We start from the raw sequence: 26,477 nt of genomic DNA on the forward strand, positions 1-26,477 counted from the left end.
TTTCTCGAATGGTCCGGTGATCTCGGGAGCCGGAGCAGCTCCGCTACCCATTCGAGAAGATAGAGCGTATCGTCCTATTTGTGCGTTAAACGCCCTTAATTACCATCGGTTTCGCGTTATCGCTGGTTGGCGAGCTGGTCGGCAACCGCCAGGAAGGCGTCGTTCTCCGCCGGGGTGCCGATGGTGACCCGTACGCCCTCGCCGGCGAAGGGGCGGACGATGATCCCGCGCGCCTCACACGCCTGCGCGAACGGCACCGACCGGTCCCCGAGCGGCAACCAGACGAAGTTCGACTGGCTCTCCGGCACCGTCGTGCCGACCGGCCCGCCCGACAGCCGCTTGCGCAGCGCCTCGGTGACCCGGTCCCGCTCGGCCACCACCAGCGCGCAGCGCCGCCGCACCTCGTCGGCCTGGGCGAGCGCGGCGAGCGCCCCCGCCTGGGCGGCCAGGCTGGTGGAGAACGGGGTGACCACCTTGCGAACCGCCGCCGCCACCTCCGGATGCCCGACCAGGAAGCCGATCCGCAGCCCGGCCAGCCCCCACGCCTTGGAGAAGGTGCGCAGCACCACCACGTTCGGCCTGTCGCCGTACACCGCCAGGCCGTCCGGTACCTCGGCGTCGGTGACGAACTCCCGGTACGCCTCGTCGAGCACCACCAGCACGTCGTCCGGCACGGCGGCGAGGAACCGGTCCAGCTCCGCGCGGCGCAGACTCGTCCCGGTCGGGTTGTTCGGGTTGCAGACCAGGATCAGCCGGGTCCGGTCGGTCACCGCCGCCGCCATCGCCGCCAGGTCGTGCCCGTGGCCGGCGTCGTTGGGCACCCGCACGCTGGTCGCGCCGCTGGTCGCCACGATGATCGGGTACGCCTCGAAGGAGCGCCACGAGTAGACCACCTCGTCCCCGGGCAGGCAGGTCGCCCGGACCAGGTGCTCGGCCAGCGCCACCGACCCGCAGCCGGTGGCGATCCGGTCCGGGTCCACGCCGTGCCGTTCGGCGAGCGCGGCGCGCAGCGCCAGTACGCCCATGTCCGGGTACCGGTGCGCGCCGGCCACCGCCTCGGCGACCGCCTCGACCACCCCGGGCAGCGGCCCGTACGGCACCTCGTTGCTGGCCAGCTTGATCGCTTCCGGCAGCCCCAGCTCCCGGGCCAGGTCGGCCGGGCTGCGCCCGGGCACGTAGTTCGGCAGCGCGTCGAGATCGGCGCGGGTCAGCCGGGGAGCCCCGGGCCGCCGGTCGGGGCCGGGGGTGGAACTGGTCGGACCGGTCATGACTCGGGACCTCCGATGCGATCAGGCGGGCTGCCGGTGGGCTCGGCCGGGGGAGGGGCCGAGGAGGTCGACTTGACCACCACGGTCTGCCCCCGCTTGTCGTGCAGGGCCTGCCGCAGCGGCCGGTCGAAGAACGCGAGCGCGCAGTCGACGAGCTGGATCAGGAAGCCGATGCCGCAGCAGCTCCAGAGGAAGACCGGCAGGCCGAGCATGTTCCACCGCCGGAAGGAGCGGCCGAAGCCCAACTGCTCGGTCTCGGCCAGCGGTACGACCTTGATCCCCATCACCCGCTTGCCGAAGGTCTGCCCGGTGTTGGCCACCGACGGCACCTCGTAGGCGAACCAGAGCGCGACCGCGATCAGCAGGATGACCACCTGGAGGCCGTCGGCCTGCGGGCTCACCTGGGGCAGCCCCTCGGTGGTCGACTCGCCGGCCAGGGCACGCCGCCAGATCTCCCGGGTGACCGGCTCGACCTCCTGCACGAAACGCCAGACGAACCAGCCGTTGACCACCACGTTGAGCAGCAGCACCAGGCTGATGTCGATCAGCCGGGCGAGCACCCGGGCACCGAGCGGGGCCAGCTCCAGCCCGTGCGGCCGGGGCGGTGGCGCGGCCCAGTACGGATGCGGCCAGCCTGGCGGCGGCTGCCCGTACGGCGGCATCCCGGCCGGCGGCCCGTACGGCTGGCCCGCCGGACCCGCACCGGGCCAGCCCGGCGCGGCCGGTGGCCCGGAGGCCGGCGGCCCGCTCGGCGGTGCGCCGCTGACCGGCGGCGTCCCACCCTGCGGCGGAGCGCTGACCGGTGGCCCGGCCCAGGGCGGTCCGCCCCACGGCGCGGCCGGTCCGCCGGGCGCCCCGGCCGGGGGCGGCGCCGCCGGTGAGCCGGGCGCGGCGGGCGAACCCGGTGCGCCGGCTCCGCTGGACGGTGCGGGGGCCGGCTCGGGCTCCTCGGCCGGCGGCGGGCCGGGCGGCGGAGTGGCGTCGACGGGCAGCGGTGCGCCCACCCAGCCCTCGCCGTCCCAGTACCGCTGGGTGGTCGGCTCGGCGGGATCGGCGTACCAGCCCGGCTGCACCGTCACCGGGACGACCTTGGTTGAGTCCTGACGTTCACGCTGGAACCTTAACCACCACGGTCCGGGCGAACTTGTCGTGGAGGCACTGCTGGTACGGCTTGTCCCAGAGCTGCCAGAGCCCGTCGACGTAGGTCAGCCCGGGAACCAGCCCGCCGCCCGCCTGCACCAGGAAGCGCCGGGCCAGCGGCGTCCGGCCGATCGAGCCGGCCGGATCCAACGGGATGATCTTCAGTTTCATCACCCGCTTGCCGATGGTCTGCCCGGTCCGTTTCGGCATCTCCACGTGGTAGACGTACTGGAGGGCGAGCGCGACCACCAGCAGGCCGGCCTCCACCGCCAGCAGCGGCAGCAGGAAGTCGAACGGGTTCATCTCGATCGTGCCGGTCTCCGGGTCGGGGACGGTGAAGAGATCCGCGCCCACCGTGGCGAAGAAGACGAAGAAGACCGGGATCGCGATCACCATCACCGTCCCGCCGAGGATCGCCCCGTCTATCAGGTACGCCAGCAGCCGGTCGCCGAACGAGGCGAGCGGCTGGCCGGAGGGGCTGACCGGCGGCGGTGCCACCGGGTAACCCGGCATCGGGGCGTAACCGGGCCGGCCCGGCGGGTACCCGGGCGGGCCGGCCGGCGGGTACCCGGGCGGGCCGTAGCCGGGCGGCGGAGCGTACCCCTGCGGGGGCGGCCCCGGACTGCCCGGCTGCGGCCCGGGACCGGGCTGCCGGGGGTGCGGCGCGAAACCGCCGGGCGGCGGTGGCATGGACGGAGGCTGCGAAGTCACGCCGGACAGTGTTACAGGTTTCCGCGCGCCTCTTGTTCCCGCTCGATGGCCTCGAAGAGCGCCTTGAAGTTGCCCTTGCCGAAACCGAGGGATCCGTGTCGCTCGATCAGCTCGAAGAAGACCGTCGGCCGGTCCTGCACCGGCTTGGTGAAGATCTGCAACAGGTAGCCGTCCTCGTCCCGGTCGACCAGGATCTTCCGGGCCTTCAGCTCCTCGATCGGGGCGCGCACCTGGCCGATCCGGGCCCGCAGCTCCGGGTCGTCGTAGTACGAGTCCGGGGTGTCCAGGAACTCGACGCCGGCCGCCCGCATCGCGTCGACGCTGGCCAGGATGTCGTTGGTGGCCAGCGCGATGTGCTGGGCGCCCGGCCCGCCGTAGAACTCCAGGTACTCGTCGATCTGCGACTTGCGGCGGGCCACCGCCGGCTCGTTCAGCGGGAACTTGACCTTGCGGGTGCCGTTCGCCACCACCTTCGACATCAGCGCCGAGTAGTCGGTGGCGATGTCGTCGCCGATGAACTCGGCCATGTTGGTGAAGCCCATGACCCGGCGGTAGAAGTCCACCCACTCGTCCATCCGGCCCAGTTCCACGTTGCCGACGACGTGGTCGACGGCCTGGAAGAACCGCTTCGGCTGCACACCGGCGTTGATCATCGGCTGCCGGTCCACGATCGGGCCCTGCGCGACGAAGCCGGGCAGGAACGGGCCGCGGTAGCGGGACCGGTCGACCAGCGAGTGCCGGGTGTCGCCGTACGTGGCGATGGTGGCGACCCGGACCGTCCCGTGTTCGTCGGTCACGTCGTACGGGGCGGCCAGGCCGGTGGCGCCCTGCGCCATGGCGTGCGCGTACGCCGCGTCCACGTCCGGCACCGCCAGCGCGATGTCGAGTACGCCGTCGCCGTGCCGGGCCACGTGGTCGGCGTCCGGGGCGTCCGGGCGGACCGCGCCGGTGAAGACGAACCGGGCCGATCCGCTGGTCAGCACGTACTCGGCGTGCTCCCGGTAGCCCTGCTCCGGCCCCCGGTACGCCACCCGGGTCATCCCGAACGCCGTCGAGTAGTAGTGCGCGGTCTGCTTCGCGTTGCCGACCATGAACCGGATGTGGTCGATGCCCTGCACCGGGAAGGGGTCGGTGGCGTCGTCGTGCGCGACGGCCCCGACGAGCCGGTCGACGTCGACGTCGGGGTCCAGAGCCGATCCGGCGGTGGACGGCTGGTGGAGAGCGCTGGTCATCGTCCTGCCTCCCTGCGGGTGCCGCGACCGGCCGGTGCGTCCGGCCCGTCTTTCCCGGAGCATCCCGCTCCGGCGCCGGCTGGGCAACCGATCCGCAAAATGCTGGGCAGGTTGTGCATTTAGTATGGTCGACAGCCGTGACTACTGTGCAAGCTGTCCAGCTCGACCCGCTCGACGTCAGACTGATCGACCTGCTCGCCGCCGAACCCCGGATCGGCGTCCTGGAGTGCTCCCGCCGGCTCCAGGTGGCCCGGGGCACCGTGCAGGCCCGGCTGGACAAGCTGCTGGCCCGGGGCGTGATCGCAGGTCTCGGGCCGCAGCTCGACCCGGCGGCGCTCGGCTTCGCGGTGACCTCCTTCGTCACGCTGGAGATCAACCAGCGGCCCGGCCACGACCCGGTGACCGCACACCTGCGCGGCATCCCCGAGGTACTGGAGGCGCACACCATCACCGGCTCCGGCGACGTGCTCTGCCGGATCGTCGCCCGGTCCAACACCGACCTGCAACGGGTACTGGACCAGATCGTCTCGCACGAGCAGATCGCCCGGGCCTCCAGCATCATCGCGCTGGCGGAGAAGATCCCCTACCGGGTGTTGCCGCTGCTCCGCTCGGCCGTGGACTCCGGCCCGGAGGGCGGCGCCTCGGCGGCGAGCGCGTCGCCGAGCGCGGTCCGCTCGTAACGCACTGACCGGCCGAGCCGGGTCCGGGTGACCAGTCCGGCGTCCCGGAGCACCGCCAGGTGCCCGCCGACGCTGCCCAGCCCGCTGCCGAGCTGGGCGACGAGCTGACTGGTCGTGGCGGGGACGGCCAGGGCCCGCAGCACCGCCGCCCGGGAGGCGCCGACCAGCCGGTCCACCGCGTCCGGGGTACGGCCGGGTGGGGGCGGACCGAGCAGGTCGGCGACGCCCCGGGCGGGATAGACGATCGCGTACGGCCAGGGCGGCTCGGTGTAGCTGATCAGTGGACCGAAGGCGGTGGGTACGAAGAGCAGCCCCCGGCCGGCCAACTCCCGGCTGCCCTGGCCGGAGCAGTCGACCTCGATCACCCCGTTCGCCCCGTCCGAGATCCAGCGCAGCCGGGGGTCGAGGTCGGCGAGCGCGGCGGCCCAGCCGTACGTGCCGAGCTGACCGGCCCGGTGCAACAGGTCCCGTTCCAGCACCGCCCGCAGCCGGGTCCAGTCCGGCGCCACCAGTGCGGTCCAGGCCGCCTCGATCGCGTCGGCGATCCGGTCCACCACGTCCGGCGCCTCGAAGATCCGCCGCGCGTACTCCGGCGGGGTCCGGTGCCCGGCCAGGTTGCGGGCCAACTCCTCGCGGGCCTGCTCCAGCGGGGTGGCCCGGATGACGGCCAGCTCGTCGGCGAAGCTCAGCCTGACTCCCGACGGCGGCGGCTGCACGAAGTCCGCGTTGTAGCCGCCCCGGCGCAGCAGCGCCAGCAGCGCACCGACCGCCGGCGAGTCCCGCCGCAACCGCAGGTAGCGGTCCCGGACCCGGGCCAGCCAGGGGTCCAGCGCGGCCGACCGATGCTGGCCGGCGCAGAGCCGCAACGCCGACATCGCCTCGCCGAGCGGCGAGATGGCGAACCGGCTGGCCGCCACGTCCGCCGAGGTCACCTCGATCCGGATGGTCAGTGAGGACTCCTTCCGCCGCTGCCCGCTGTCCGCTGTCCGCCCGCCGGTCCGCCCGCCGCAGCCGCCACGCTCCGCCGCAGCCGCCACGCTCCGCCGCAGCCGCCACGCCCCGCCGCAGCGGCCACGCTCCGCCGCAGCGGCCACGCCCACGGCTGCCGCAGTCGCTACGGTCGACCTGCCGGCGCCGGCACCTTTCGCTCCTGCCCGAAACCATAGTGCCGGGCGGCGGTGCCGCGCACGCTGGCCCGATGAGCACCGCGACGGGGCCGGCCGGGGGCCGGGCGAGCAGCGCGACGGGGTCGGCCGAGGGCCGGGCGAGCCGACCGGCGACGTTCGGCAGTGTGCTGGCGGTGCCCGAGTTCCGGGCGCTCTACGCGAGCTTCGGCGTCTTCATGATCGGCGAGACGGTGAAGATGCTCGCCCTCGCCGTACTCGTCTACGACCGGACCGGGTCGGCGTTGCTCGCCGCGCTGGCGTACGTGGTCGGCTTCCTGCCGCACGCGATCGGCGGCGTACTGCTGCTCGCCCTCGCCGACCGGTGGCGGCCCCGGGCCCTGATGGTCGGCTACGACCTGCTGCGGCTCGGCGCCGTCGCGGTACTCGCGCTCGGCCTGCTCCCGCCGGCCGGCATGCTCGGGCTGGTCTTCGCGGTCGGGCTGCTCGCTCCGGTGAGCACCGCCGCCCGCAACGCGCTGTTGCCGGAGTTGCTGGCCGGGGACGGCTACGTGCTCGGGCGCTCGCTCTTCACCGTCGCGGCGGGCGCCACCCAGGTGCTCGGGTTCGCCCTCGGCGGCCTGCTGCTCGGCCTGGTCGGCCCGTACGGCGCACTCTGGCTGACCGTACTCAGCTGCGCGGTCTCCGCCCTGCTGGTCCGGTACGGCGTGGCGGAGCGGCCACACCGGGCGGTGACGCACGGGGTGGTCCGGCAGACCTGGCAGGTCAACCGGCTGCTGCTGCGCGACCGGCGGGTCCGGGGGCTGCTGCTGGCGCACTGGTTGCCCGGCTCGCTGCTGGTCGGCGCCGAGGGCGTGATCGTGCCGTACGCCGACGGTCTCGGTCCGGGGGCGAGCGCCGGGGTGCTGTTCGCGGCGTCCGCGTTCGGCATGCTGGTCGGCGACCTGGTGGTCGGGCGGTGGGTCGCGCCGGCCCGGCGGGAGCGGCTGGCCCCGTGGCTGGCGCTGCTGCTCGGCGCGCCGATGCTCGGCTTCGCCGCCGGGCCGGGGCTGATCGCCGCCGTCACGCTGTTCGGGCTGGCCACCTTCGGCTTCGCCTTCCAGCTCGGGCTGGCCCGGCGGTTCCTGGCGGCGGTGCCGGAACAGCGCCGGGGGCAGGCGTTCGGGCTGTTGAGTACCGGGCTGATGACCGCGCAGGGGTTGAGCGCCGGGCTGGCCGGGCTGCTCGCCGAGTGGCTCACGCCGGGCCGGGTGATGGCGCTCGCCGGGGTCGCCTCGATGGCCGCGACCCTGCTGCTGTGGCGCTGGCTCCGCCCCGAGCCCGCCGAAGTGGACCGGGCGGCCGGAATTTGCGACACGGACATACCGTCCTAGCCGTACTTGCCGGACGATCTCGTTTACGGTAACCGGATGGCGAAGGGGAGCGCCCGGAGCGCGGGCGTGATGTCCGCCCTGGCCGTCGCGCTGATCGCGGTGATCGTGCTCGCCGCGACCAACGTCTGGAACCCCTTCCCCGGAGTCTGGGACTGGGTCAACCGCGACGAGCCGATCTCCGAGCCGGACGTCGTCTGGCAACAGCGGATCGGCGGTACGCCGCAGAGCGTCACCATCGCCGGCAACACCGTGGTGATCCGCTACCGCACCCGGGTCGAGTCCCGCAGCCTCACCACCGGGCTGCGCCTGTGGGAACGCAAGGCCGACTGGGCCGCCGTCGCGGGCGGCGACCGCGACCCCGTCGTCGCCGTCGGCAAGCTGCTGAGCAAGGGCTACGAACTGCTCGACCCCGAGACCGGAGCGGTACGCCGCAAGGACAGCGCCGCGGTCGGTGTCTGGACGTACCGCAACGCCCTGGTCGACGTCCGCTGCCGGGAACCCCGGGACTGCACCCTGACCGCCTGGGATCCCCGGGGCAGCAATCCGATCTGGACGACCTTCCTGCCCGGGGTGGAGACCGGGCCGCTGGCCGGCAACCCGGACACCCTCGGCACCCGGCGGCTGACCACCCGGCAGGTGCACGAGGGGGCCGGTGGCCCGGCCGAGATGCCGCCGCTGCTCGGGCTCTCCGTCGACGGCCGGGTACACATCGTGGACACCGCCACCGGCCGGGTGATGCAGGACGTGGAGCCGGGCCAGCAGGACCGGATCGTGGTGGTCGGCGGCCGGATGCTGCGGATCGAGGCCCGCGCCGCCGACGGCACCTGCTACTTCACCGTGGTGGCCCGGGATCCGGCGACCGGGCAGGAGGTGTGGCGCCGCGACGGGCTCAACCTGCGTACCGCCGACGGCGCCGGCTGCGCGCAGCGGGAGGATCCGCAGGGCGGGGAGAACGTCTTCGTCGGCGTCGGGCCGGACGCCCGGGAGACGGTCGTCGACGCGTACGACGGCCGGGTGCTCTGGACCGGACCCAAAGGCGAGAAGCTGCTCGCCGTCGACGACCGGTACGCGCTCTCCCGCTCCGCCGACCAGCGCTCGGTGATCGGCAGCGAACTCGCCATCGACCGGGCCCGGTGGACCCGGCCGGTCAACTCGGAGGGCGGCGCCGCGCTCGCCCGAAACGTCGCCCTGCTGGTCGACCGCCGACCGAACCGGATCATCGCGCTCGACCCGCGCAGCGGCCGGGAACTGGTCAACGTCCGCTCGTCGGCCGAGGTGCTCGCGGTGGGTCCGGCCGGGATGGTGATCGGCGACGGCCGGGACATCGGGTACCTCCAGTTCTCCGGGGTCTCCACCGGCGGCCCGGCGCCGACCGCCGGCCCCGGCGGCCAGGAACCCGAACCCGGCATCGAGTGCGGCGGCCCCAAGCAGCCGGAGTGTCCACCGGAGAACGGCAAGGACGGCTGACCGCCGCTGTCGCACCGGCACCCGGATGAGAGCGGCGTCGCAGGTCGACCCGGCGGGTGGGCCGGCCCCGGTCGGCTGGCCTAGGCTTGCCGGCTATGAGCAGTGGCGCGCCGTTCTCGTACTCCCCCCTGTTGCCCGTCGGCGCCGACCAGACCGAATACCGACTGGTCACCGACGAGGGCGTCGACGTGGTCCACGGGCCGGGCGGCCGCCGTTTCCTGACCGTGGAGCCCTCGGCGCTGACCGCGCTGACCGCCGAGGCGATGCACGACATCGCCCACTACCTGCGACCGGCGCACCTCGCCCAGTTGCGGGCCATCATCGACGACCCGGCCGCGTCGCCGAACGACCGCTTCGTCGCGCTGGACCTGCTGCGTAACGCCAACATCGCCGCCGGGGGCGTACTGCCGATGTGCCAGGACACCGGCACGGCGATCGTGATGGGCAAGCGGGGCCGGCACGTGTTGACGGACGGCTCCGACGACGAGGCGGTGTCCCGGGGGGTCTACCAGGCGTACACCCGGCTCAACCTGCGATATTCGCAGCTCGCCCCGCTCACCACCTGGGAGGAGAAGAACACCGGGAGCAACCTGCCGGCCCAGGTGGAGATCTACGCCGAGGACCCGGACGGGCACCCGGACGCGTACAAGTTTCTCTTCATGGCCAAGGGTGGCGGCTCGGCCAACAAGTCGTACCTCTACCAGGAGACCAAGGCGCTGCTCAATCCGAGGCGGATGATGCAGTTCCTGGAGGAGAAGCTGCGGCTGATCGGCACCTCGGCCTGCCCGCCGTACCACCTGGCCGTGGTCATCGGCGGCACCTCCGCCGAGTACGCCCTGAAGACCGCGAAGCTGGCCTCCGCCAAATACCTGGACAACCTCCCCACCCAGGGCTCGATGCTGGCGCACGGCTTCCGCGACCTGGAGCTGGAGGCCGAGGTACTGGAGCTGACCCGGCAGTTCGGCATCGGCGCGCAGTTCGGCGGTCGCTACTTCTGCCACGACGTACGCGTGGTCCGGCTGCCCCGGCACGGCGCCTCCTGCCCGGTCGCGATCGCGGTCTCCTGCTCCGCCGACCGGCAGGCGATGGGCAAGATCACGCCCTCCGGGGTCTGGCTGGAGCGGCTGGAGACCGACCCCGCCCGGTTCCTGCCGGACGTCACCGACGCCCAGCTCGACCAGGGCGCCGAGGTGGTCCGGGTCGACCTGAACCGGCCGATGGACGAGATCCGCGCCGAGCTGTCGAAATATCCGGTGAAGACCCGGCTCTCCCTGACCGGCCCGCTGGTGGTGGCCCGGGACATCGCCCACGCCAAGATCGCCGAGCGGCTGGACGCGGGCGAGCCGATGCCGCAGTACCTGCGCGACCACGCCGTCTACTACGCCGGGCCGGCGAAGACCCCCGAGGGGTACGCCTCCGGCTCGTTCGGCCCGACCACCGCCGGCCGGATGGACGCGTACGTGCAGAAGTTCCAGGCCGCCGGCGGCTCGCAGGTGATGCTCGCCAAGGGCAACCGGTCGAGCCAGGTGACCCGCTCCTGCCACGAGCACGGCGGGTTCTACCTCGGCTCCATCGGCGGCCCGGCGGCCCGGCTGGCGCAGGACTGCATCAAGCACGTCGAGGTACTGGAATATCCGGAACTCGGCATGGAGGCGGTCTGGAAGATCGAGGTGGTGGACTTCCCGGCCTTCATCGTCGTGGACGACAAGGGCAACGACTTCTTCGCCGAGGTCACCAAGCCGGTGCTGACCGTCGGCCGCCGCTGACCGGGCCTGGTATCGCTCAGCGGCTGCTGCCGGGTGGGCATCCGGGTCGTCCCGGCGGTCGCCCGGTCGGGCAACCGCCTGCCTTCACCTGGACGCCAGAGGCGTAACCAGAGCCCGATAACGCCTCTGCTGTCCAGGTGACCGCCAGGACGATCGTGGACCCGGCCGGGTGCCGACGCGGGCACGGGGGCGGGCCGGGTGGTGACCTTCACCGGCCGGGGCACTTTCGTCACACCGGAGTCCTGACGCCAGCCGTCCGGGTCGCCCGCAGCGCCATGCGCCACTCGCCGAGGTGACCAGGTCGATGTTGCCCGTCGGGCGGCGCTGGCCGACGGGCAACTACTCGACTCAGCCGGTGCGTGACAGTGCGCTGGTGCGGACCAGCACCTGCCGTTCGGGACCGGCGCTGCCGTCCCCGCGCAGCTCCACGCCGCGCAGGGACAGCCACTCGAGCCGTGGATACCGGCCGAGATCCGCGCCGACCCGGGTGACCCGGAGGACGAGCGGGCCGGTTCCGTAGCAGTAGTCGGATTCGGCGAATTGCAACACGTCCCCGGCGGCCGGCACCGGCCGGGACCGCTCGGCTCTTGCAGAGGCGTCCATTTCCTGGCGTCTCCTCAGGTGTGGATGGCGGCGAAACCGCTGCTCCGACACGGTGCGTCCGTCGCCCCCACGGGCCGGCGGGCGCACCGCCCCCGTCGATGTGTCTCACCTGGTGTCGTGCGTCCCAGCGCACAGTGTGGGCGGTGGCACTCTCGTTCCACTGCCAGGCCGCTATCAAGTCGATTCTGCTCCGCGTGATTGTCGGGTTACTCTGCTGCCGGACGCGACCTCGGTCAGGAGCTGGCGCATGCGGTTCGGGATCCTTGGGCCGCTTCAGGTGAGCGGCGGTGAGTCGACGGTGACCGCCGGCCGGGACAGAGTTGTCCTGGCGGTGCTACTTCTGCATGCCCCGCAGGTGGTACCGGTCGACGAACTGGTCGACGCGGTCTGGGACGCGGACCCGCCGGTCACCGCGCGCGGACAGTTGCAGACCTGCGTCTCCCGGCTGCGCCGGCTCTTCGTGGCGGCCGGAGTCCCCGGTGAGACGATCGTCACCGGACCGGCCGGCTACCGCATCGTGCTCGGGCCGGACGACCTGGACGCGCACCTCTTCGAGCGGCTGGTCGCCGCGGCCCGCAGCGCCGCCGCCGAGCAGCACTGGCCGGAGGCCCGGGAGGGCTACCGGTCCGCGCTCGCGCTCTGGCGCGGTCCGGCGCTCGCCGGGATCACCGGTACGGCGGTCCGCCGGGGCGCCGCGTCCCTCGACGAGCAGCGCATGCTGGCGATGGAGGACAGCTTCGAGATCGAGCTGCGGCTCGGCGGCCGCAGCGGTGACCTGGTCGCCGAACTGACCGACCTGGTGGAACGCCACCCGCTGCGGGAACGGCTCCGGGGTCAGCTGATGCTGGCGCTCGCCGACAGTGGCCGGCGGGCCGAGGCGCTCGCGGTGTTCCGGGCCGGCCGGGAGATCCTCGCCGGCGAGCTGGGCATCGAGCCCGGGGCGGCGCTGCGGGAAATCCACCGACGGGTACTCGCCGGCGAGATCGGGCCGGCGGAGGACGAGCCCCCGCCCCGGTCACCGGTACGCGCCCTGCCCCGGGCCATCGAGGACTTCACCGGCCGGCACGAGACCATCACCCGGCTGCGCAAGGAGATCGAGGAGGCGGGTCCGAACTTCTCCGCCGTCTACGTCATCGACGGCATGCCGGGCAGCGGCAAGACGGCGCTGGCCGTACACCTGGCGACGGCGCTCGGCGCCGCGTACCCGGACGCGCACCTCTTCGTCGACCTGCACGGGCACAGCCTGCACAGCCCGCTGCCGACCAGCACCGCCGTCGGCACGCTGCTGCGGCAACTCGGCATACCCGGGGAGCGGATCCCGGCCGACCTCGACGACCGGCTGGCGCTGTGGCGTACCGAGCTGGCCACCCGGCGCGCCCTGCTGGTGCTGGACAACGCGGCCAGTACCGCCCAGGTCGGGCCGCTGCTGCCGGCCGCACCCGGCTGCCTGACCGTGGTGACGAGCCGACGCCGGCTGGTCGGGCTGGACGGGGTACGCGCGCAGTCGCTGACGGTGCTGGAGCCGGTCGAGGCGGTCGACCTGCTGGCCCGGATCGTCGGCCCGGAACGGGTCCGGGCCGAGCCGGCGGCGGCCGAGGAGGTGGTCCGGCGCTGCGGGTACCTGCCCCTGGCGATCCGGCTCGCCGGTGCCCGGCTGGCCCACCGGGCACGCTGGCGGGTGGCCGACCTCGCCCAGCGGCTCGGCGACCCGGACCGCCCGGTACTCGCCGAGTTCGCCGTCGAGCACCGGACCCTGGCGGACGCCTTCGCGCTGTCGTACGCCCAGTTGCCGGAGCCGGTACAGCGGACGTTCCGGCTGCTCGGGGCGCATCCCGGTGTGCAGCTCGACCAGTACGCCTGTGCCGCCCTGACCGAGCTGCCGCTCGGGGTGGTCCGGGAACACCTCGACGAACTGGTCGACGCGCACCTGGTGGACGAGGTGGACGCCGGGCGGTTCCGCCTGCACGACCTGGTCCGGGAGTACGCGGCCGAACTGGTCACCGTGGTCGGCGGCGAGTCGGAGCGGCGGCAGGCGTTGCAGGCGCTGCTCGACTACTACCTGCACACCGCCGCCTCGGTGAGCCAGGTGCTCGAACCGACCGGGAACCTGCGGATGGCCGTACCCGGGCAACCCGCCCGCCCCGACCTGGTCGCCGCCGCGGCCCGGGACGGGCGGAACTGGCTGGAGGCGGAGCGGCGCAACCTGGTGGCGCTGGTCCAGCTGGCGGTGCAGGAGGGGCTGCACCGGTACGCCTGGCAGCTCGCCCGGGCCAACTGGCGGCAGCTTTATCTCGGCGGCCACCTGGACGAGTTGATCCAGACGCACACCGACGGGCTGCGGGCGGCGGAGGCGCTCGGCGACGACGCCGGGATCGCCATCATGCACAACTACCTCACCTCGGCGTACTTCCGGCGCGGCGAGTACCAGCGCTCGGTGGAGTCGCTGCGGGTGGTGATCGCGATCTGGGAGCGGCTCGGCGACATCGCCGGGCGGTCGGTGGCGACGGTGAACCTCGGCCTGCCGTTGATGATGCTCGGCCGGACCCGGGAGGCGGTGCACCACCTCGAACTCGGGCTGGAGCTGGCCCGGCAGACACCGGGCTGGCACGCGATGCCGAACGCGCTGACCAACCTGGCCAGCGTCTACCTCACCGTCGGCCGCTACTCCGACGCGCTGCGGGTACTCCGGAACCGGCTCTTCATGGCCCGCCAGGTCGGCAAGATCGCCATGGTGGCGGACACCCTGGGCTCGATCGGCGGGGTCTACGGGCGGCTGGGCCAGCGTGACCGGGCGCTGCGGCACATGTCCGTGGCGCTGCGCATCCAGCAGGCCCGGGGGAACCCGTTCGCCGTCGCGGACCTGCTCAACGAGATCGGCAGCATCGAGCGGCAGTGCGGCCGGCCGGAGGTGGCGGTGCAGCGGCACCGGGAGGCGCTGGCCGCGATGCGGGACGCCGGGGACCGGGCCGGCGAGTGCGCGGCCCGGAACCTGCTCGGCCGCGCCCTGCTCGATCTGGGTGACACCGCCGCCGCCCTGGACCTGCACCGGCAGGCGCTGCTCGGCGCGACGAAGATCCAACTGCCGTACGAGCAGGCGCGGGCGCTGGACGGGCTCGCCTGCTGCCTGCGGGACAGCGATCCGGCGGCCGCCCGGTCGTACTGGACCCGCGCGCTGGCCCTGCTGGTCCAGATCGACTCGCCGGACCAGCACGACGTACGGCGGCGGCTGGCCGAGCTGGACTGAGCGGTCCGGGCGGCCGACCCCCGCCCGGTTTCCGGGGCCCGGATCCGTGACGGCGATCATCTGCGAGCCGGCCCGGGTCGAGGCAGGATGGAACGCGTGACCACACCAGAGGCGGCCGGCTACCGGATCGAACGCGACACGATGGGCGAGGTGGAGGTGCCCGTCGACGCGCTGTGGCGGGCCCAGACGCAGCGCGCGGTGCAGAACTTCCCGATTTCCGGACGGGGGCTCGAATCGGCGCACATCCGGGCGTTGGCCCAGATCAAGGGTGCCGCCGCGATGGTCAACGCCGAGCTGGGGGTGATCGACGAGGCGGTCGCCGGAGCGATCGTCACCGCGGCCGCGCACGTCGCCGACGGCGGCTACGACGACGAGTTCCCGATCGACGTCTTCCAGACCGGCTCCGGCACCTCGTCGAACATGAACGCGAACGAGGTGATCGCCACCCTGGCCGCCCGCGAGCTGGGCCGCGAGGTGCACCCGAACGACGACGTGAACGCCGCCCAGTCCAGCAACGACGTCTTCCCGTCCTCCATCCACCTGGCCGCCACCCACGCCGTGGTGCACGACCTGCTGCCGGCGCTGCGGCACCTCCAGTTCGCGCTGGAGTCCAAGGTGGACGAGTTCGCCGAGGTGGTGAAGGCGGGGCGTACCCACCTGATGGACGCCACCCCGGTGACGCTGGGCCAGGAGTTCTCCGGCTACGCCACGCAGCTCCAGTACGGCATCGAGCGGCTGGAGAGCTGCCTGCCCCGGCTCGCCGAACTGCCGCTCGGCGGTACCGCCGTCGGCACCGGGATCAACACCCCGGTCGGCTTCGCCCCAAAGGTGATCGAGAAACTGCGCGAGATGACCGGGCTGCCGCTGACCGAGGCGCGCAACCACTTCGAGGCGCAGGGCGCCCGGGACGGGCTGGTCGAGGCATCCGGTCAGCTCCGTACCGTCGCGGTCGGCCTCTACAAGATCGCGAACGACATCCGCTGGATGGGCTCCGGCCCCCGGGCCGGGCTGCGCGAGTTGCAGATCCCCGACCTGCAACCCGGTTCGTCGATCATGCCCGGCAAGGTCAACCCGGTGGTCTGCGAGGCGGTCCGGCAGGTCTGCGCCCAGGTGATCGGCAACGACGCCACCGTCGCCTTCGCCGGCTCGCAGGGCGACTTCGAGCTGAACGTGATGCTGCCGGTGCTGGCCCGCAACGTACTGGAGTCGATCCGGCTGCTCGCCAACGTCAGCCGGCTGCTCGCCGACCGCTGCGTGGTCGGCCTGGTCGCGAACGTCGACGTGGCGCTGGCGTACGCCGAGGGCTCGCCGTCGATCGTCACCCCGCTCAACCGCTACCTCGGCTACGACGAGGCGGCCTCGATCGCCAAGGAGGCGCTGGCCAAGGAGCTGTCGATCCGCGAGGTGGTGCTCGCCCGAGGACACGTCGAGGCGGGCCGGCTCACCGCCGAGCAGCTCGACGAGGCGCTCGACGTACTCCGGATGACCCACCCCTGACGTTCCCGGCCCGGCGGCGCCTACCCTCGTACCCGTGGGCGTGCGCACGATCGTCTTCGACGCGGACGAGACCCTGCTGGACCTGCGGCCGGCGGTGACCGGCGCGCTGGTGGCCGTACTGGCCGAGATGCGGCGGCTCACCCCGGCGGCCCGGGCCGTCACCCTGGCCGAGATCGAGGGGGACTGGGACGCCGTCTTCGCCGCGCACGCCACCGAGCCGGTGACCCGGATCCGCCGGGCCGCGCTGGCCCGGTCACTGGCCCGGGCCGGCCTCACCGCCGAGCTGGAGCCGATCGCCGAGCTGTATTTCGCCCGGCGGTTCGCGCTGACCCGCCCCTTCGCCGACACCCTGCCGGCGCTCGCCGCGCTGCGCCGGTCGTACACGCTCGGCTTCGCCACCAACGGCAACAGCCGGGCGGACCGGTGCGGGCTGGCCGCCGAGTTCGCCTTCGAGGTCTACGCGCACGTCGGGGGCGTACCCAAGAAGCCCTCACCGGCGTTCTACGCCGCGGTACTGGCGGCGGCCGGGGTGCCGCCCTCCGCGGTGGTGCACGTCGGCGACTCGCCGGGCAAGGACGTCGAGGCGGCCCAGGCGGCCGGGCTGCGCGCGGTCTGGCTCAACCGCACCGCCCGGCAGCGCCCGCCCGGCCTGCACCCCGACGCCGAGATCCGCTCCCTCGCCGAGCTGCCTGCGGTGGTCGAGCGCTGGTAGCGGCACCGTCGGCGGAACGAGTGGCCTCCCGAGCCGGCCGGGATCACTCGGGCCGGAAACTGCGTGATCTTCCTCAGGCGAGCGCGGCGGCGATCTCGGTGGCGGCGGTGCGGACGTGCGGGCCGGTCTTGCTCATGTCCAGCGGGGCCAGCGCGACCACGCCGACGCTGGCCTCCAGGCCGGGGACCCCGAGTACGGGTGCGGCCACGCCGTACGCGCCGGGCTGGAGTTCGCCGCTGGTCGCGACCGGTTCGGCCCGGCCCTGCCGCCCGGCCAGGATCGCCCGGCCGGCCGCGCCCCGGCCCAGCGGGTGCCGGGCCCCGGTCCGGTACGCGACGTGGAACGACGTCCAGCTCGGCTCGACCACCGCCAGCGCCACCCCCTCGGCACCGTCGACCACGGTCAGGTGCGCGGTCGCCCCGGTCTGCTCGGCCAGCCGGCGCAGTGCCGGCAGCGCCCCGTCGGCGAGCAGCGGCTGCGCCCGCCGGGCCAGGTGCAGCAGCCCCGCGCCGAGCCGCAGCCGGCCACCCGCGTCGCGGCGGACCAACCCGTGCTCGCTGAGTGCGCCGAGGAGTCGGTAGACCACCGCCCGGCCGACGCCGAGCCGGGCGGCCGCCTCGGTCACGGTCAGTCCACCGGAGGCGTCGGCGACCAGGTGCAGCAGCCGCAGTCCCCGGTCCAGGGTCTGCGCGGTCTCGCCGGCCCGGCCCGGGGGCTCCTTCGCTGGGCCGGCCGCTCCGCCGCCCGCCACCCTCGCCACACCAGGCAGCGTACGGCCGGCACCGGCCGGTACGGCACCGGGCACAACCGGCGGCGGGCGCAGCGGGGCGGCGGTTGGGCGGTGCCGCTCTCGGCGGTGGTCGCGGGGTGAGCCGCGGCAGGCATCGGTCGGTACCCTTGTACGGTGACGCTACGCCTCTATGACACCGCCACCCGATCGGTGCGGGACTTCGTCCCCAAGCACGCCGGCAAGGTGGGGGTCTACCTGTGTGGCCTCACCGTCCAGTCTCCGCCGCACATCGGCCACCTCCGGGGCGGCGTCAACTACGACGTGCTGCGGCGCTGGCTGCTGCGCAGCGGCTTCCAGGTGGACTTCATCCGCAACGTCACCGACGTCGACGACAAGATCCTGACCAAGGCGGTCGAGCAGGGCCGCCCGTTCTGGTCGATCGCGTACGCCAACGAGGTGCTGCTCGGCGCCGCCTACCGCAGCCTCAACGTGCTCCCGCCGACGTACGAGCCGAGGGCGACCGGGCACATCCCGGAGATGCACGAGCTGATCAAGAAGTTGCTCGCCGACGGGCACGCCTACGTCGCCGACGACGGTTCCGGCGACGTCTACTTCGACGTCCGGTCGTACCCGGAATACGGCGACCTGTCCGGTCAGCGCCCCGACGCCACCCAGACGCAGATCGCCGAGGAGGTCGTCGAACGGGGCAAGCGGGACGCCAACGACTTCGCGCTCTGGAAGGGTGCCAAGCCGGAGGAGCCGGCGGACGCGGCCTGGCCGTCGCCGTGGGGGCCCGGCCGGCCCGGCTGGCACATCGAGTGCTCGGCGATGTGCTGGCGCTATCTCGGCGCCGAGTTCGACATCCACGGCGGCGGGCTCGACCTGACCTTCCCGCACCACGAGAACGAGCAGGCCCAGTCCCGCGCCGCCGGCCTGCCCTTCGTCCGGTACTGGGTGCACCACGGCCTGCTCAACCTCGGCGAGGCCAAGATGAGCAAGTCGCTGGGGAACGTGGTCGACCTCGACCATGTCGCCTCGATCGGGATCCGCCCGGTGGAGCTGCGCTACTACCTGGTCGCCCCGCACTACCGGTCCCGGATCGACTACTCGGACGAGTCGCTGCGCGAGTCCGCCGTGGCGTACCGCCGGGTGGAGGGCTTCGTGCGGCGGGCCGTGGAACGGGTCGGCGCGGGGGCGCTCGGTGAGCTGCCGGCCGGGTTCGGCGCCGCCCTGGACGACGACCTCAACACCTCGGCCGCGGTCGCGGTGTTGCACGACACGGTCCGGGACGGCCAGATCGCGCTGGCCGGCGGGGACGACGCCGGGACCAGGGCCGCGCTCGCCGTGGTCCGTGCCATGCTCGACGTGCTCGGTCTCGACCCCCTCGACGCGGCCTGGCGCAGCGAGGGGCAGGATGGGCAACTGCGGTCCGTGGTCGACGCGCTGGTGGCGCTGGCCCTGGAGCAGCGGGCACAGGCCCGCAGCCGCCGGGACTGGGCCGCCGCCGATTCGGTACGGGACCAGCTCAAGCACGCGGGCGTGGTGGTCGAAGACACCCCGCACGGACCGCGTTGGACGATCGGAGAACAGGACTGATGCCCGGAAATTCGCCACGCAGAGGGCGTCGGGTCAGCGCCAAGAAGGGCGCCACCACGGGCTCCGGAGGCAAGAACCGGGATGCGCTCAAGGGCCGGGGCAAGACGCTGCCCGCCGACGAGCGGCCCTGGCACAAGGCTTACTCCGGCACCGAGCAGTTGCCGCAGCGCACCGCCTGGAAGCAGGCGAAGGAGCGCCGGGCCGCCGCCGAGGAGGGCCGGGCGCCGAAGATCGGCGTACCGGGGAGCAAGGACACCACCTGGGGTGCCGGCGGCGCCGGTACGAAGAAGGGCGGCCGCAAGTCGGTCAGCGCCGGTCGGGGTGCGGCCACCGCCGGGCGTACCGGTGGCAAGCCGGCCCCGCGCCCGGGTCCCCGGGTCGCGCCGGGCCGCCGCTCCGCTCCGGGCCGGGAGGCGGCCGAGCTGCTGGTCGGCCGGAACCCGGTGGTGGAGGCGCTCCGGTCGCAGGTGCCGGCCACCGCGCTCTACGTCGCGCAGGGCATCGACATCGACGACCGGGTCAACGAGGCGGTCCGGACCGCCGCCGACCGGGGCATCGCGATCCTGGAGGTCAGCCGCAACGAGCTGGACCGGATGACCGGCGGGGTGCTGCACCAGGGGATCGGCGTGCAGGTGCCGCCCTTCGCCTACCAGCCCTACGAGGACATGCTCGCGGTGGCGCTCGAGCAGCCCTCCCCGCTGCTGGTCGCGCTCGACGGCATCACCGACCCGCGCAATCTCGGCGCGGTGATCCGTTCGGCGGCCGCCTTCGGCGCGCAGGGTGTCTTCGTACCCGAGCGGCGGGCCGCCGGGATCACCGCGACCGCCTGGCGGACCAGTGCCGGCGCGGCGGCCCGGGTACCGGTCAGCCAGGTCACCAACCTGACCCGGGCGCTCAAGCTCGCCCAGCAGGAGGGGTTCATGGTGGTCGGGCTGGACGCCGACGGCGAGACCGACCTCTACGACCTGGAGGTGGCGGTCGGCCCGCTGGTGGTGGTGGTCGGCTCCGAGGGGCGCGGCCTGTCCCGGCTGGTCGGCGCCACCTGTGACCTGCGGGTCAGCATCCCGATGGTCTCCGAGGTCGAGTCGCTCAACGCCAGCGTCGCCGCGGCGGTCGCCCTCGCCGAGGTCTCCCGGCGCCGCCTCGCCGCCTGACGCTCCGCGTCCCGCCCGGCTCCCCGCGCAGAGCGGCTTCCGTGCGGACCGAGACCGCACGTGCCCGGAAAGAGCGTGATCATCACGCGCGGGGTCGGGCGGGCCGGGGGTGGGGGCCGGGACGTAGCATGCGGGGCCGGGTAATCCCTCGCCCTGCGGAGGAGTCGGGTAATGGCGGGTCAGGACGGAGGGTACGGGCTCGGGGTCGACCTCGGGACCTCGCACACCGTCGCGGTGCTGCGCTGGCCGGACGGCCGGACCAGGCCGCTGCTCTTCGACGGGCAGCCGATCCTGCCGTCCGGCGTCTTCCTCGACGACGCCGGACGGTCACACGTCGGGCGGGACGCCCAGCGACTTGCCCAGGCCGACCCGGCCCGCTACGAGCCGAACCCGAAGCGACGGATCGACGAACCCGCCGTACTCCTCGGTGACCGCGAGATCGCCACCGTCGACCTGCTGGCCGGCGTACTCGGTGCGGTGGCCGGGGCGGCGGTGGAGGCGGTCGGGTTCCTGCCGCCGGCCGTACTCAGCTATCCGGCCAGTTGGGGAGCCCGCCGCCGGGACACCCTGGCCGCCGCCGTCGCCCGGGCCGGCTGGCCGCCGGTGACGGCCGACACCGACGGCTCGCCCAGGCCGCCCGGCGGCACGCTGCTGGTGCCCGAGCCGGTCGCCGCCGCCCGCTACTTCGCCGACGTGTTGCGCCGGCCGGTGCCGGTCCGGTCCGCGCTGGCGGTCTTCGACTTCGGCGGCGGCACCCTGGACATCGCGGTGGTCCGCAACGAGGGCACCGACGGGAACGGCCGGGCCCGGTTCGTGGTGGTCGGCTCGGGCGGCGTCGCCGACCTCGGCGGGCTCGACCTCGACGCGGCGCTGGTCGAGCACCTGGGCGGGGTGATCCGGGCCGCGCACGGGCCGATCTGGGAGCAACTGTGCCGGCCGGCCACGGCCAGCCAGTGGCGCGCCCGGCGGCAGTTCTGGGACGACGTACGCGGGGCCAAGGAGATGTTGTCCCGGGCCACGACCGCGCCGGTACCGGTGCCCGGCGTCGAGCAGGCGCTGCACCTGACCCGGGACGAGTTGGAGAGCGTGGTCACCCCGCTGCTGCGCAGGGGTGTCTTCGAGGCCGCGTCGGTGATCGCCGGCTGCCGGCTCGGCGACGACCAACTCGCCGGGCTGTTCCTGGTCGGCGGCTCCTCCCGGGTGCCGCTGGTGGCCCGGATGCTGCACGCCGAACTCGGCATCGCGCCGACCGTGCTCGAACAGCCGGAGTTGCCGGTCGCGGAGGGCGCGCTCGCCGAACTCCCGGGCACGACGGCACCGGCGGCGGCCCGGGGCAGCGCCGGGGTGCCGGGACAGATCCCGGGGCAGATTCGGGGGTACGAGGTCGGGGCGGCGATGGTCTCCGCCCCGCCGGCGGTCGGCGGCTATTCCGGGCAGCCGGGTCAGCCGCCCGCGCCGGGTGGGCCGGGCGTGCCGGGTCAGCCGGTGCCGCCGAGCCAGCCGCTCGTGCCGGGCCAGCCGGTTGGGTCGGGTCAGCCGGCTGGCCTGGTACGCCGCCGGGCGGTCTGGATCGGCGCGGGTGCGCTGGTGGCGTTGGTCGGGGTGGTCGTCGCGACGCTGCTCTACCTGACCCGCGATCCCTATCCCGGCCTCGACTTCGCCTCGTTCCGGGAGGTCGACCGGATCGCCACCCGCGAGGAGAACCCGTCCGCGCTCTTCACCGCCACCGCCGGCGAGCGGGCGTACGCCGGCTACCAGCGGACCGACCGGCGGCTGGACATCGCGGTGCTGACCGCCGAGTCGGCGAAGGTCGAACGGTGGATCACCACGGAGGTCGGCGCCGAGCGGTGGGACTGGATCAAGGCGCTGCCGGACGTACTGCTGGTCAAGGCGAAGGTCATCGGCAGCGGTACCCCGGGTGACATGATCGCCTTCGACCCGGCGAACGGCGCGAAGCTGTGGAGCCGGCAGGTCAACGGCGACGACGGGATCTTCCTCTTCGACGAGTACGTCGTGGTGCTGGACGAGACCGCCGACACGCTGGTCGGGGTCGACGCGCGCAGCGGCCGGGTATGGACCCTGCCGAACCCGAAGGGCGAGTACGACAGCGACTCGGTCGTCTATCCGGTGCGGACGGCCCGGCATCTCGGCGGTGCCGACGAACCGACCGTGGAGGCGACACCGCCGAATCCGGGTGACGAGCCGCGACTCGTGCAGATCGGCGCGGACGACTCGATCCGGGTGGTCGACGTGACGAACGGCAGGGTGCTGAAGTCCCGGGCCGCCGCCGCCGACACCGACGACAAGGTACTGGCGTACGAGGGGCAGCTCTTCGTCGCCCCGTCGACCGGCGGCTACGCGCTGGCCCGGTACGACCTGGCGTCGCTCGGCGCGCCGACCACCATCTACAACGCGGTGGACAAGAGCCGCCGGCCGACCGCCCTGGAGCCCTGCGGTGAACGGCAGGTCTGCCTGCTGGAAACCGCCGGGTCGAGCGGCGAGAGCACCGAGCTGGTGGCGGTCCGGAGCGACCAGGGCGGCAACCAGCAGGCCGCCTGGCGGAGGAAGGTGCCGCAGGCGCAGGGGCTGCTGCCGGTCGGCGAGCGTGTCCTGGTCCGGCTCGATTCCAGCGACCCGGTGGCGAAACTCTTCTCCGCCGAGGGGGACGAGAAGCTGAGCCGGGACGGGTTCGCCGTCCGGGTCGACGGCGGCAACCTGCTGGTCTTCGCCGAGGCGCCGGCACCGTACAACCAGGACGCCAGCGTCGCCGGGGTGGTCGCCGAATCCGGCGAGCTGACCGAACTCGGCCAGCTCAAGCAGGTGGTCCCCACCTCCTGTTCCTGGAACAGCTCGGTCATCGTCTGCGGCGCCCGCTCCGAGTTCGTGGTGGCCCGTTTCGTCGCCGGATAGCACGGCACCCCGCCCGAGGTCGCCGGCTGGCCCGGGCCGGTCGTCGGCGGCAAACTACGTTCATGAATATCCAGCCGATCCGGCGGTCGGTCCTGCTTCTCGGGGTACCCGCGCTGGTGCTCAGTGCGGTGGCGACGCTGCTGGCCGGTGCGGCGCTGCGTACGGCCGGCCGCGACCCCGGGCCGGACCCCGTCGTCCGGTTCACCGCCGCGGTCGAGCTGCTCGCCGACCCGTCCGAGGTGGTACGCGCGGGCGGCGTACACGCCCTGGAGGGGCTGCTCCGGGAGGCGCCGATCGAGCAGCCGACCGTCACCTCGGTGCTCGCCACCTTCGTACGTCGACAGTCGCAGGCGGACGCGGCCGGTGCGGTGGACGGCTCCGCCGGGCGGCCGGCGGGTGCCGGGCGGCGGCCCGGGGTGGACGTGCAGGCGGCGTTGACGGTTATCGGCCGGCGGGACGTCCGCTGGGACCGCCCCGGTGACCGGGTGGACCTGACCGGGGCGGTGCTGACCGGGGTGTCGCTGGTACGGGCGCGGCTGACCGGGGCGTTGCTGACCGGTGCCCGGCTCGACGGGGCCGACCTGACCGGCGCCCGACTCGACCGGGTCGACCTCGACGACGCCGACCTGCGCGGTGCCGTACTCGATCGGGCGAGCCTGCGGGAGGCCCGGCTGCACGGCGCGGACCTGACCGAGGCGCGGATCAACATGGCGATGCTCGACCGGGCGACGCTGGCCGGTGCCGTGCTGGTCCGGGCGGCGCTGGACGGGACCGGGTTGACCGGTGCGGTACTCGTCGGTGCGGACCTGCGCGGCGCCCGGCTCGACGCCACGAACCTGACCGCCGCCGACCTGACCGGGGCGAACCTCAGCGACGCGTACCTCGGCTCGGTGACCGCGCCCGGAGCGGAACTGGTCCGGACCAGGCTGGTCGGGGCCAACCTGGTCGACATCGACCTGACCGACGCCCGGCTGACCGGGGCGAACCTCAACCGTGCGCTGATGCACGGGGCCACGATGATCGCCACCGAGGTCACCGCCGAGCAGATCAGTTGTGCGGTGCTGAGCGACCGGACCCGGCTGCCGGCCGCGATGACCACCCCCGGGTCCCCGGCTCCGACCTGCGCCGACTGATCCCGGGCGGGCGACCGCCGTCCGGTGTGGCGCCGGCCACCGTACGGTCGGTGTTCCCGGGCAGCGAGATCTGTCCACTCAGGGGGGCGATCATCCCGTTCTGATCGGGTACGATCCTCATCCACCACGTGCCTGAACTGCGGTTTGGGGCTCCGTCCTGCCCGGATCTTCCGCTCGAAGGTGAACATGACACCTCTTGAATCGTCGGGTCGTCCCTCGCCCGGGGGCCGCTCGGTGTGGCTGGCAACCTTTTTCTTCACCGTCCTGGCTGGTGCGGCGGCCGTTGGCGCCGCCGTGCTCGACACCGACCGGCAGCGGTGGGCGGCCACCGGGCTGGCGGCGGCCGCCGCCGGGCTGACCCTGGTGCTGCTGGCGGTGCTCCGGCGCCGGCAGCGGGCCGCCCGGGCCGCGCTCGACGCGCGTGAGCGGGAGTTCGAGCGTCAGGTGCGCAGCCACCAGCACCAGTTGGTGGAGCGTGAGACGCAGTGGCGGGAGCGGGACGAGGCCCGGTCGGCGGCGGTGGAGCGCGCCCTCGAACACCTGCTCCGGGTCCGGCTCCCGGCGGTGCTGGCCGGGTCGCCGGTGCCGTCCACCCCGCGCGACCCGCTGCTGGACGACCGGACGGCCGGCCTGGTCGACGGCATCCTCGCCGAGGCGACCAGCGCGTTGAAGCGGTCGGACGAGCGTGAGGAGTCGTTGCGGCTCGCGGTGGTGGCGCTCTCCCGACGGGTACAGACGGCGGCGCACTCCATCCAGGAGCAGGTCTCACTGATGGCCGAGCGGCACCAGCACGATCCGGATGTGGTGGAGTCGAGCATGCGGGTGGACCACGCCGCCGCGCAGCAGGCCCGGCACGCGCAGAGCCTCGCCGTGCTCTGTGGAGAGTGGCCGGGGCAGCAGTGGCAGGAGCCACTGGCCATGGTGGACGTGGTGCGGGCCGCCTCGGCCCGGATCCTGGCGTACCAGCGGGTCGAGGTCTCCGGTGACCAGGACGTGGCGGTCGCCGCCGAGGTGGTGGAGCCGGTCATCCACCTGGTGGCGGAGTTGCTGGCCAACGCCACCCAGTCGTCGCCGCCGGCCACCAGCGTGCCGGTGACGGTGCGGCGGGTGCAGCGCGGTGCGGTGATCGAGATCGACGACGGTGGCATCGGGATGGACGACCACCGGCTGGAGCAGGCCCGGGAGACGGTTTCCGGGCGGCGTGCGGTCGGGCTGGGCGAGCTGGGTGAGATTCCGCAGACCGGGCTCGCCGTCGTCGGCCACTACGTACGCCGGCACGGGTTCCGGGCGGATCTGAGCGAGTCGCCGTACGGTGGGCTGCGGGCCGTGGTGCTGATCCCGTCGAAGGTCGTGGAGACGGTGGACCCGCCGGAGGCGGTCGTGATGCGCCCGCCCGTCGCGGTCGCGGCGCCGGCCGTGGCACCGGAACCGGCAGCGGAGCCGGAGCCGGGGCCGAGGCCGGTCGAGGCGGAGCCCGTCGACCCGGCGTCCGGTGTGACGCTGCCGCGTCGGCGGTCGCGTCGGGGCGAGGCGGTGTCGGCCGCCCCGGAGGCGGCGGAGCCGGTGGTGTCGGCTTCGGAGCCGACGCCGGAGCAGGCCGGTTCCTGGATGGGCGCCTTTCTCTCCGGCGGCCAGACCGGGACCGGGCCTGGTCCGGAGGGCTCCCACTGACCGCCGACTACCACGGAGGATGACGAACGATGAGCGCGCAGCAAGACCAGAGCTGGATGCTGGCCGAGGTGGTCTCGGTGCCGTACGTCCGGCACGCGGTGGTGCTCTCCGCCGACGGTCTGGCGATGGTCCGGTCCGAGCACACCGAGCAGGACGTCGCCGACCGGCTCGCCGCGGCCTGCTCCGGGTTGCAGTCGCTGGGTCGGAGCGTGGGCCGGGAGTTCGGGTCGGGCGGGCGGTCCCTTCGTTCTCTGCTGATCGAGTTCGACGGCGGTTACCTCTTCGTCCGGCGGGCCGGGGACGGCTCGCACCTGGCGGTGGTGACCGAACCGGCTGTCGACCCGGCACTCATCGCCCACCAGATGCAGGCCCAGGTCAACAAGATCGGTGAACGCAACCTCGCCACCACGGCCCGGCACGGCGTCGGAGCGGTACCGGGGGCCGGAACATGACTGATCGGACCGGG

At 73.6% G+C, this 26,477-nt stretch carries 20 protein-coding genes; 13 read left to right on the top strand and 7 right to left on the bottom strand.

Annotation, left to right across the window (positions count from 1 at the left end):
* Positions 1 to 116: 116 nt before the first annotated feature.
* From hisC to hppD, 4 genes are read right to left on the bottom strand one after another with little or no spacing between them, the layout of a single operon-like run.
* Positions 117 to 1,268, bottom strand: a complete 1,152-nt coding sequence (gene hisC / locus C6W10_RS07550; protein ID WP_107257435.1) for a histidinol-phosphate transaminase — start codon at positions 1,266 to 1,268, stop codon at positions 117 to 119.
* Positions 1,265 to 2,347 (bottom strand): RDD family protein, encoded by a 1,083-nt coding sequence (locus C6W10_RS07555; RefSeq protein WP_107257436.1) that lies wholly within the window; start codon positions 2,345 to 2,347, stop codon positions 1,265 to 1,267. Before C6W10_RS07555 ends, hisC begins: the two co-directional genes overlap by 4 nt.
* A gap of 28 nt (positions 2,348 to 2,375) precedes the next feature.
* Positions 2,376 to 3,119, bottom strand: a complete 744-nt coding sequence (locus C6W10_RS07560; protein ID WP_234361655.1) for an RDD family protein — start codon at positions 3,117 to 3,119, stop codon at positions 2,376 to 2,378.
* Positions 3,120 to 3,130: 11 nt separating this feature from the next.
* Entirely contained in the window at positions 3,131 to 4,351 is a 1,221-nt protein-coding gene (gene hppD / locus C6W10_RS07565) for a 4-hydroxyphenylpyruvate dioxygenase (protein WP_107257438.1), read from the bottom strand.
* 137 nt (positions 4,352 to 4,488) lie between these two features.
* Here hppD and C6W10_RS07570 point away from each other — a divergent pair, with 137 nt between their 5' ends.
* Positions 4,489 to 5,031, top strand: a complete 543-nt coding sequence (locus C6W10_RS07570) for an Lrp/AsnC family transcriptional regulator (RefSeq protein ID WP_107257439.1) — start codon at positions 4,489 to 4,491, stop codon at positions 5,029 to 5,031.
* Here C6W10_RS07570 and C6W10_RS07575 read toward each other — a convergent pair.
* Positions 4,935 to 5,975, bottom strand: coding sequence for a DUF5937 family protein (locus C6W10_RS07575; protein ID WP_107263742.1), 1,041 nt, complete (start codon positions 5,973 to 5,975; stop codon positions 4,935 to 4,937). The genes C6W10_RS07570 and C6W10_RS07575 overlap by 97 nt on opposite strands.
* A gap of 254 nt (positions 5,976 to 6,229) precedes the next feature.
* On the opposite strand from C6W10_RS07575, the gene C6W10_RS07580 reads away from it, so the two are divergent.
* The 3 genes from C6W10_RS07580 to C6W10_RS07590 all read left to right on the top strand — a co-directional run bounded on the left by C6W10_RS07580 (position 6,230) and on the right by C6W10_RS07590 (position 10,761).
* Positions 6,230 to 7,528 (top strand): MFS transporter, encoded by a 1,299-nt coding sequence (locus tag C6W10_RS07580; RefSeq protein ID WP_107257440.1) that lies wholly within the window; start codon positions 6,230 to 6,232, stop codon positions 7,526 to 7,528.
* Between the two features lie 36 nt (positions 7,529 to 7,564).
* Complete coding sequence (locus tag C6W10_RS07585; RefSeq protein ID WP_369931375.1) at positions 7,565 to 8,995, top strand: PQQ-binding-like beta-propeller repeat protein; 1,431 nt, start codon at positions 7,565 to 7,567, stop codon at positions 8,993 to 8,995.
* 95 nt (positions 8,996 to 9,090) lie between these two features.
* The gene (locus C6W10_RS07590) at positions 9,091 to 10,761 is read left to right on the top strand and encodes a fumarate hydratase (RefSeq protein ID WP_107257441.1); all 1,671 of its coding nucleotides are present in this window, start codon (positions 9,091 to 9,093) and stop codon (positions 10,759 to 10,761) included.
* A 348-nt stretch (positions 10,762 to 11,109) separates the two neighbouring features.
* On the opposite strand, the gene C6W10_RS07595 is transcribed toward C6W10_RS07590, so the two are convergent.
* A complete protein-coding gene (locus tag C6W10_RS07595) occupies positions 11,110 to 11,364 on the bottom strand; it encodes a hypothetical protein (RefSeq protein ID WP_159079277.1) in 255 nt (84 codons plus the stop codon).
* 247 nt (positions 11,365 to 11,611) lie between these two features.
* Between C6W10_RS07595 and C6W10_RS07600 the strand changes: the two genes are divergently transcribed.
* From C6W10_RS07600 to C6W10_RS07610, 3 genes are all read left to right on the top strand, one after another.
* Entirely contained in the window at positions 11,612 to 14,608 is a 2,997-nt protein-coding gene (locus C6W10_RS07600) for a BTAD domain-containing putative transcriptional regulator (protein ID WP_107257443.1), read from the top strand.
* Between the two features lie 96 nt (positions 14,609 to 14,704).
* Entirely contained in the window at positions 14,705 to 16,105 is a 1,401-nt protein-coding gene (locus C6W10_RS07605; protein WP_107263744.1) for a class II fumarate hydratase, read from the top strand.
* Between the two features lie 34 nt (positions 16,106 to 16,139).
* The gene (locus C6W10_RS07610) at positions 16,140 to 16,817 is read left to right on the top strand and encodes an HAD family hydrolase (RefSeq protein ID WP_107257444.1); all 678 of its coding nucleotides are present in this window, start codon (positions 16,140 to 16,142) and stop codon (positions 16,815 to 16,817) included.
* 73 nt (positions 16,818 to 16,890) lie between these two features.
* Here C6W10_RS07610 and C6W10_RS07615 read toward each other — a convergent pair whose 3' ends face one another.
* Complete coding sequence (locus tag C6W10_RS07615) at positions 16,891 to 17,568, bottom strand: IclR family transcriptional regulator (RefSeq protein WP_107257445.1); 678 nt, start codon at positions 17,566 to 17,568, stop codon at positions 16,891 to 16,893.
* A gap of 153 nt (positions 17,569 to 17,721) precedes the next feature.
* Between C6W10_RS07615 and cysS the strand changes: the two genes are divergently transcribed.
* The 6 genes from cysS to C6W10_RS07645 all read left to right on the top strand — a co-directional run bounded on the left by cysS (position 17,722) and on the right by C6W10_RS07645 (position 26,463).
* On the top strand, positions 17,722 to 19,143 hold the full coding sequence (gene cysS / locus C6W10_RS07620; RefSeq protein WP_107257446.1) for a cysteine--tRNA ligase: 1,422 nt from the start codon (positions 17,722 to 17,724) through the stop codon (positions 19,141 to 19,143).
* Positions 19,143 to 20,297, top strand: a complete 1,155-nt coding sequence (gene rlmB / locus C6W10_RS07625) for a 23S rRNA (guanosine(2251)-2'-O)-methyltransferase RlmB (RefSeq protein ID WP_107257447.1) — start codon at positions 19,143 to 19,145, stop codon at positions 20,295 to 20,297. Before cysS ends, rlmB begins: the two co-directional genes overlap by 1 nt.
* Positions 20,298 to 20,468: 171 nt before the next feature.
* Positions 20,469 to 23,207 (top strand): Hsp70 family protein, encoded by a 2,739-nt coding sequence (locus C6W10_RS07630; RefSeq protein WP_107257448.1) that lies wholly within the window; start codon positions 20,469 to 20,471, stop codon positions 23,205 to 23,207.
* A 62-nt stretch (positions 23,208 to 23,269) separates the two neighbouring features.
* The gene (locus tag C6W10_RS07635; RefSeq protein ID WP_107257449.1) at positions 23,270 to 24,340 is read left to right on the top strand and encodes a pentapeptide repeat-containing protein; all 1,071 of its coding nucleotides are present in this window, start codon (positions 23,270 to 23,272) and stop codon (positions 24,338 to 24,340) included.
* Positions 24,341 to 24,574: 234 nt separating this feature from the next.
* Positions 24,575 to 26,011 (top strand): ATP-binding protein, encoded by a 1,437-nt coding sequence (locus C6W10_RS07640; RefSeq protein ID WP_159104501.1) that lies wholly within the window; start codon positions 24,575 to 24,577, stop codon positions 26,009 to 26,011.
* A 29-nt stretch (positions 26,012 to 26,040) separates the two neighbouring features.
* Positions 26,041 to 26,463: a roadblock/LC7 domain-containing protein gene (locus C6W10_RS07645; RefSeq protein WP_107257450.1), complete on the top strand. Its 423-nt coding sequence runs from the start codon at positions 26,041 to 26,043 to the stop codon at positions 26,461 to 26,463.
* The last annotated feature ends 14 nt before the right edge of the window (positions 26,464 to 26,477 follow it).

This window comes from Plantactinospora sp. BB1 (assembly GCF_003030385.1).
Taxonomy (GTDB): domain Bacteria; phylum Actinomycetota; class Actinomycetes; order Mycobacteriales; family Micromonosporaceae; genus Plantactinospora.

What these genes read in the sequence shown, in the direction of transcription:
- hisC (WP_107257435.1), bottom strand. Translation starts at nt 1,268, where the DNA reads ATGACCGGTCCGACCAGTTCCACCCCCGGCCCCGACCGGCGGCCCGGG.
- hppD (WP_107257438.1), bottom strand. Translation starts at nt 4,351, where the DNA reads ATGACCAGCGCTCTCCACCAGCCGTCCACCGCCGGATCGGCTCTGGAC.
- C6W10_RS07580 (WP_107257440.1), top strand. Translation starts at nt 6,230, where the DNA reads ATGAGCACCGCGACGGGGCCGGCCGGGGGCCGGGCGAGCAGCGCGACG.
- C6W10_RS07585 (WP_369931375.1), top strand. Translation starts at nt 7,565, where the DNA reads ATGGCGAAGGGGAGCGCCCGGAGCGCGGGCGTGATGTCCGCCCTGGCC.
- C6W10_RS07590 (WP_107257441.1), top strand. Translation starts at nt 9,091, where the DNA reads ATGAGCAGTGGCGCGCCGTTCTCGTACTCCCCCCTGTTGCCCGTCGGC.
- C6W10_RS07595 (WP_159079277.1), bottom strand. Translation starts at nt 11,364, where the DNA reads ATGGACGCCTCTGCAAGAGCCGAGCGGTCCCGGCCGGTGCCGGCCGCC.
- C6W10_RS07600 (WP_107257443.1), top strand. Translation starts at nt 11,612, where the DNA reads ATGCGGTTCGGGATCCTTGGGCCGCTTCAGGTGAGCGGCGGTGAGTCG.
- rlmB (WP_107257447.1), top strand. Translation starts at nt 19,143, where the DNA reads ATGCCCGGAAATTCGCCACGCAGAGGGCGTCGGGTCAGCGCCAAGAAG.
- C6W10_RS07630 (WP_107257448.1), top strand. Translation starts at nt 20,469, where the DNA reads ATGGCGGGTCAGGACGGAGGGTACGGGCTCGGGGTCGACCTCGGGACC.
- C6W10_RS07635 (WP_107257449.1), top strand. Translation starts at nt 23,270, where the DNA reads ATGAATATCCAGCCGATCCGGCGGTCGGTCCTGCTTCTCGGGGTACCC.
- C6W10_RS07645 (WP_107257450.1), top strand. Translation starts at nt 26,041, where the DNA reads ATGAGCGCGCAGCAAGACCAGAGCTGGATGCTGGCCGAGGTGGTCTCG.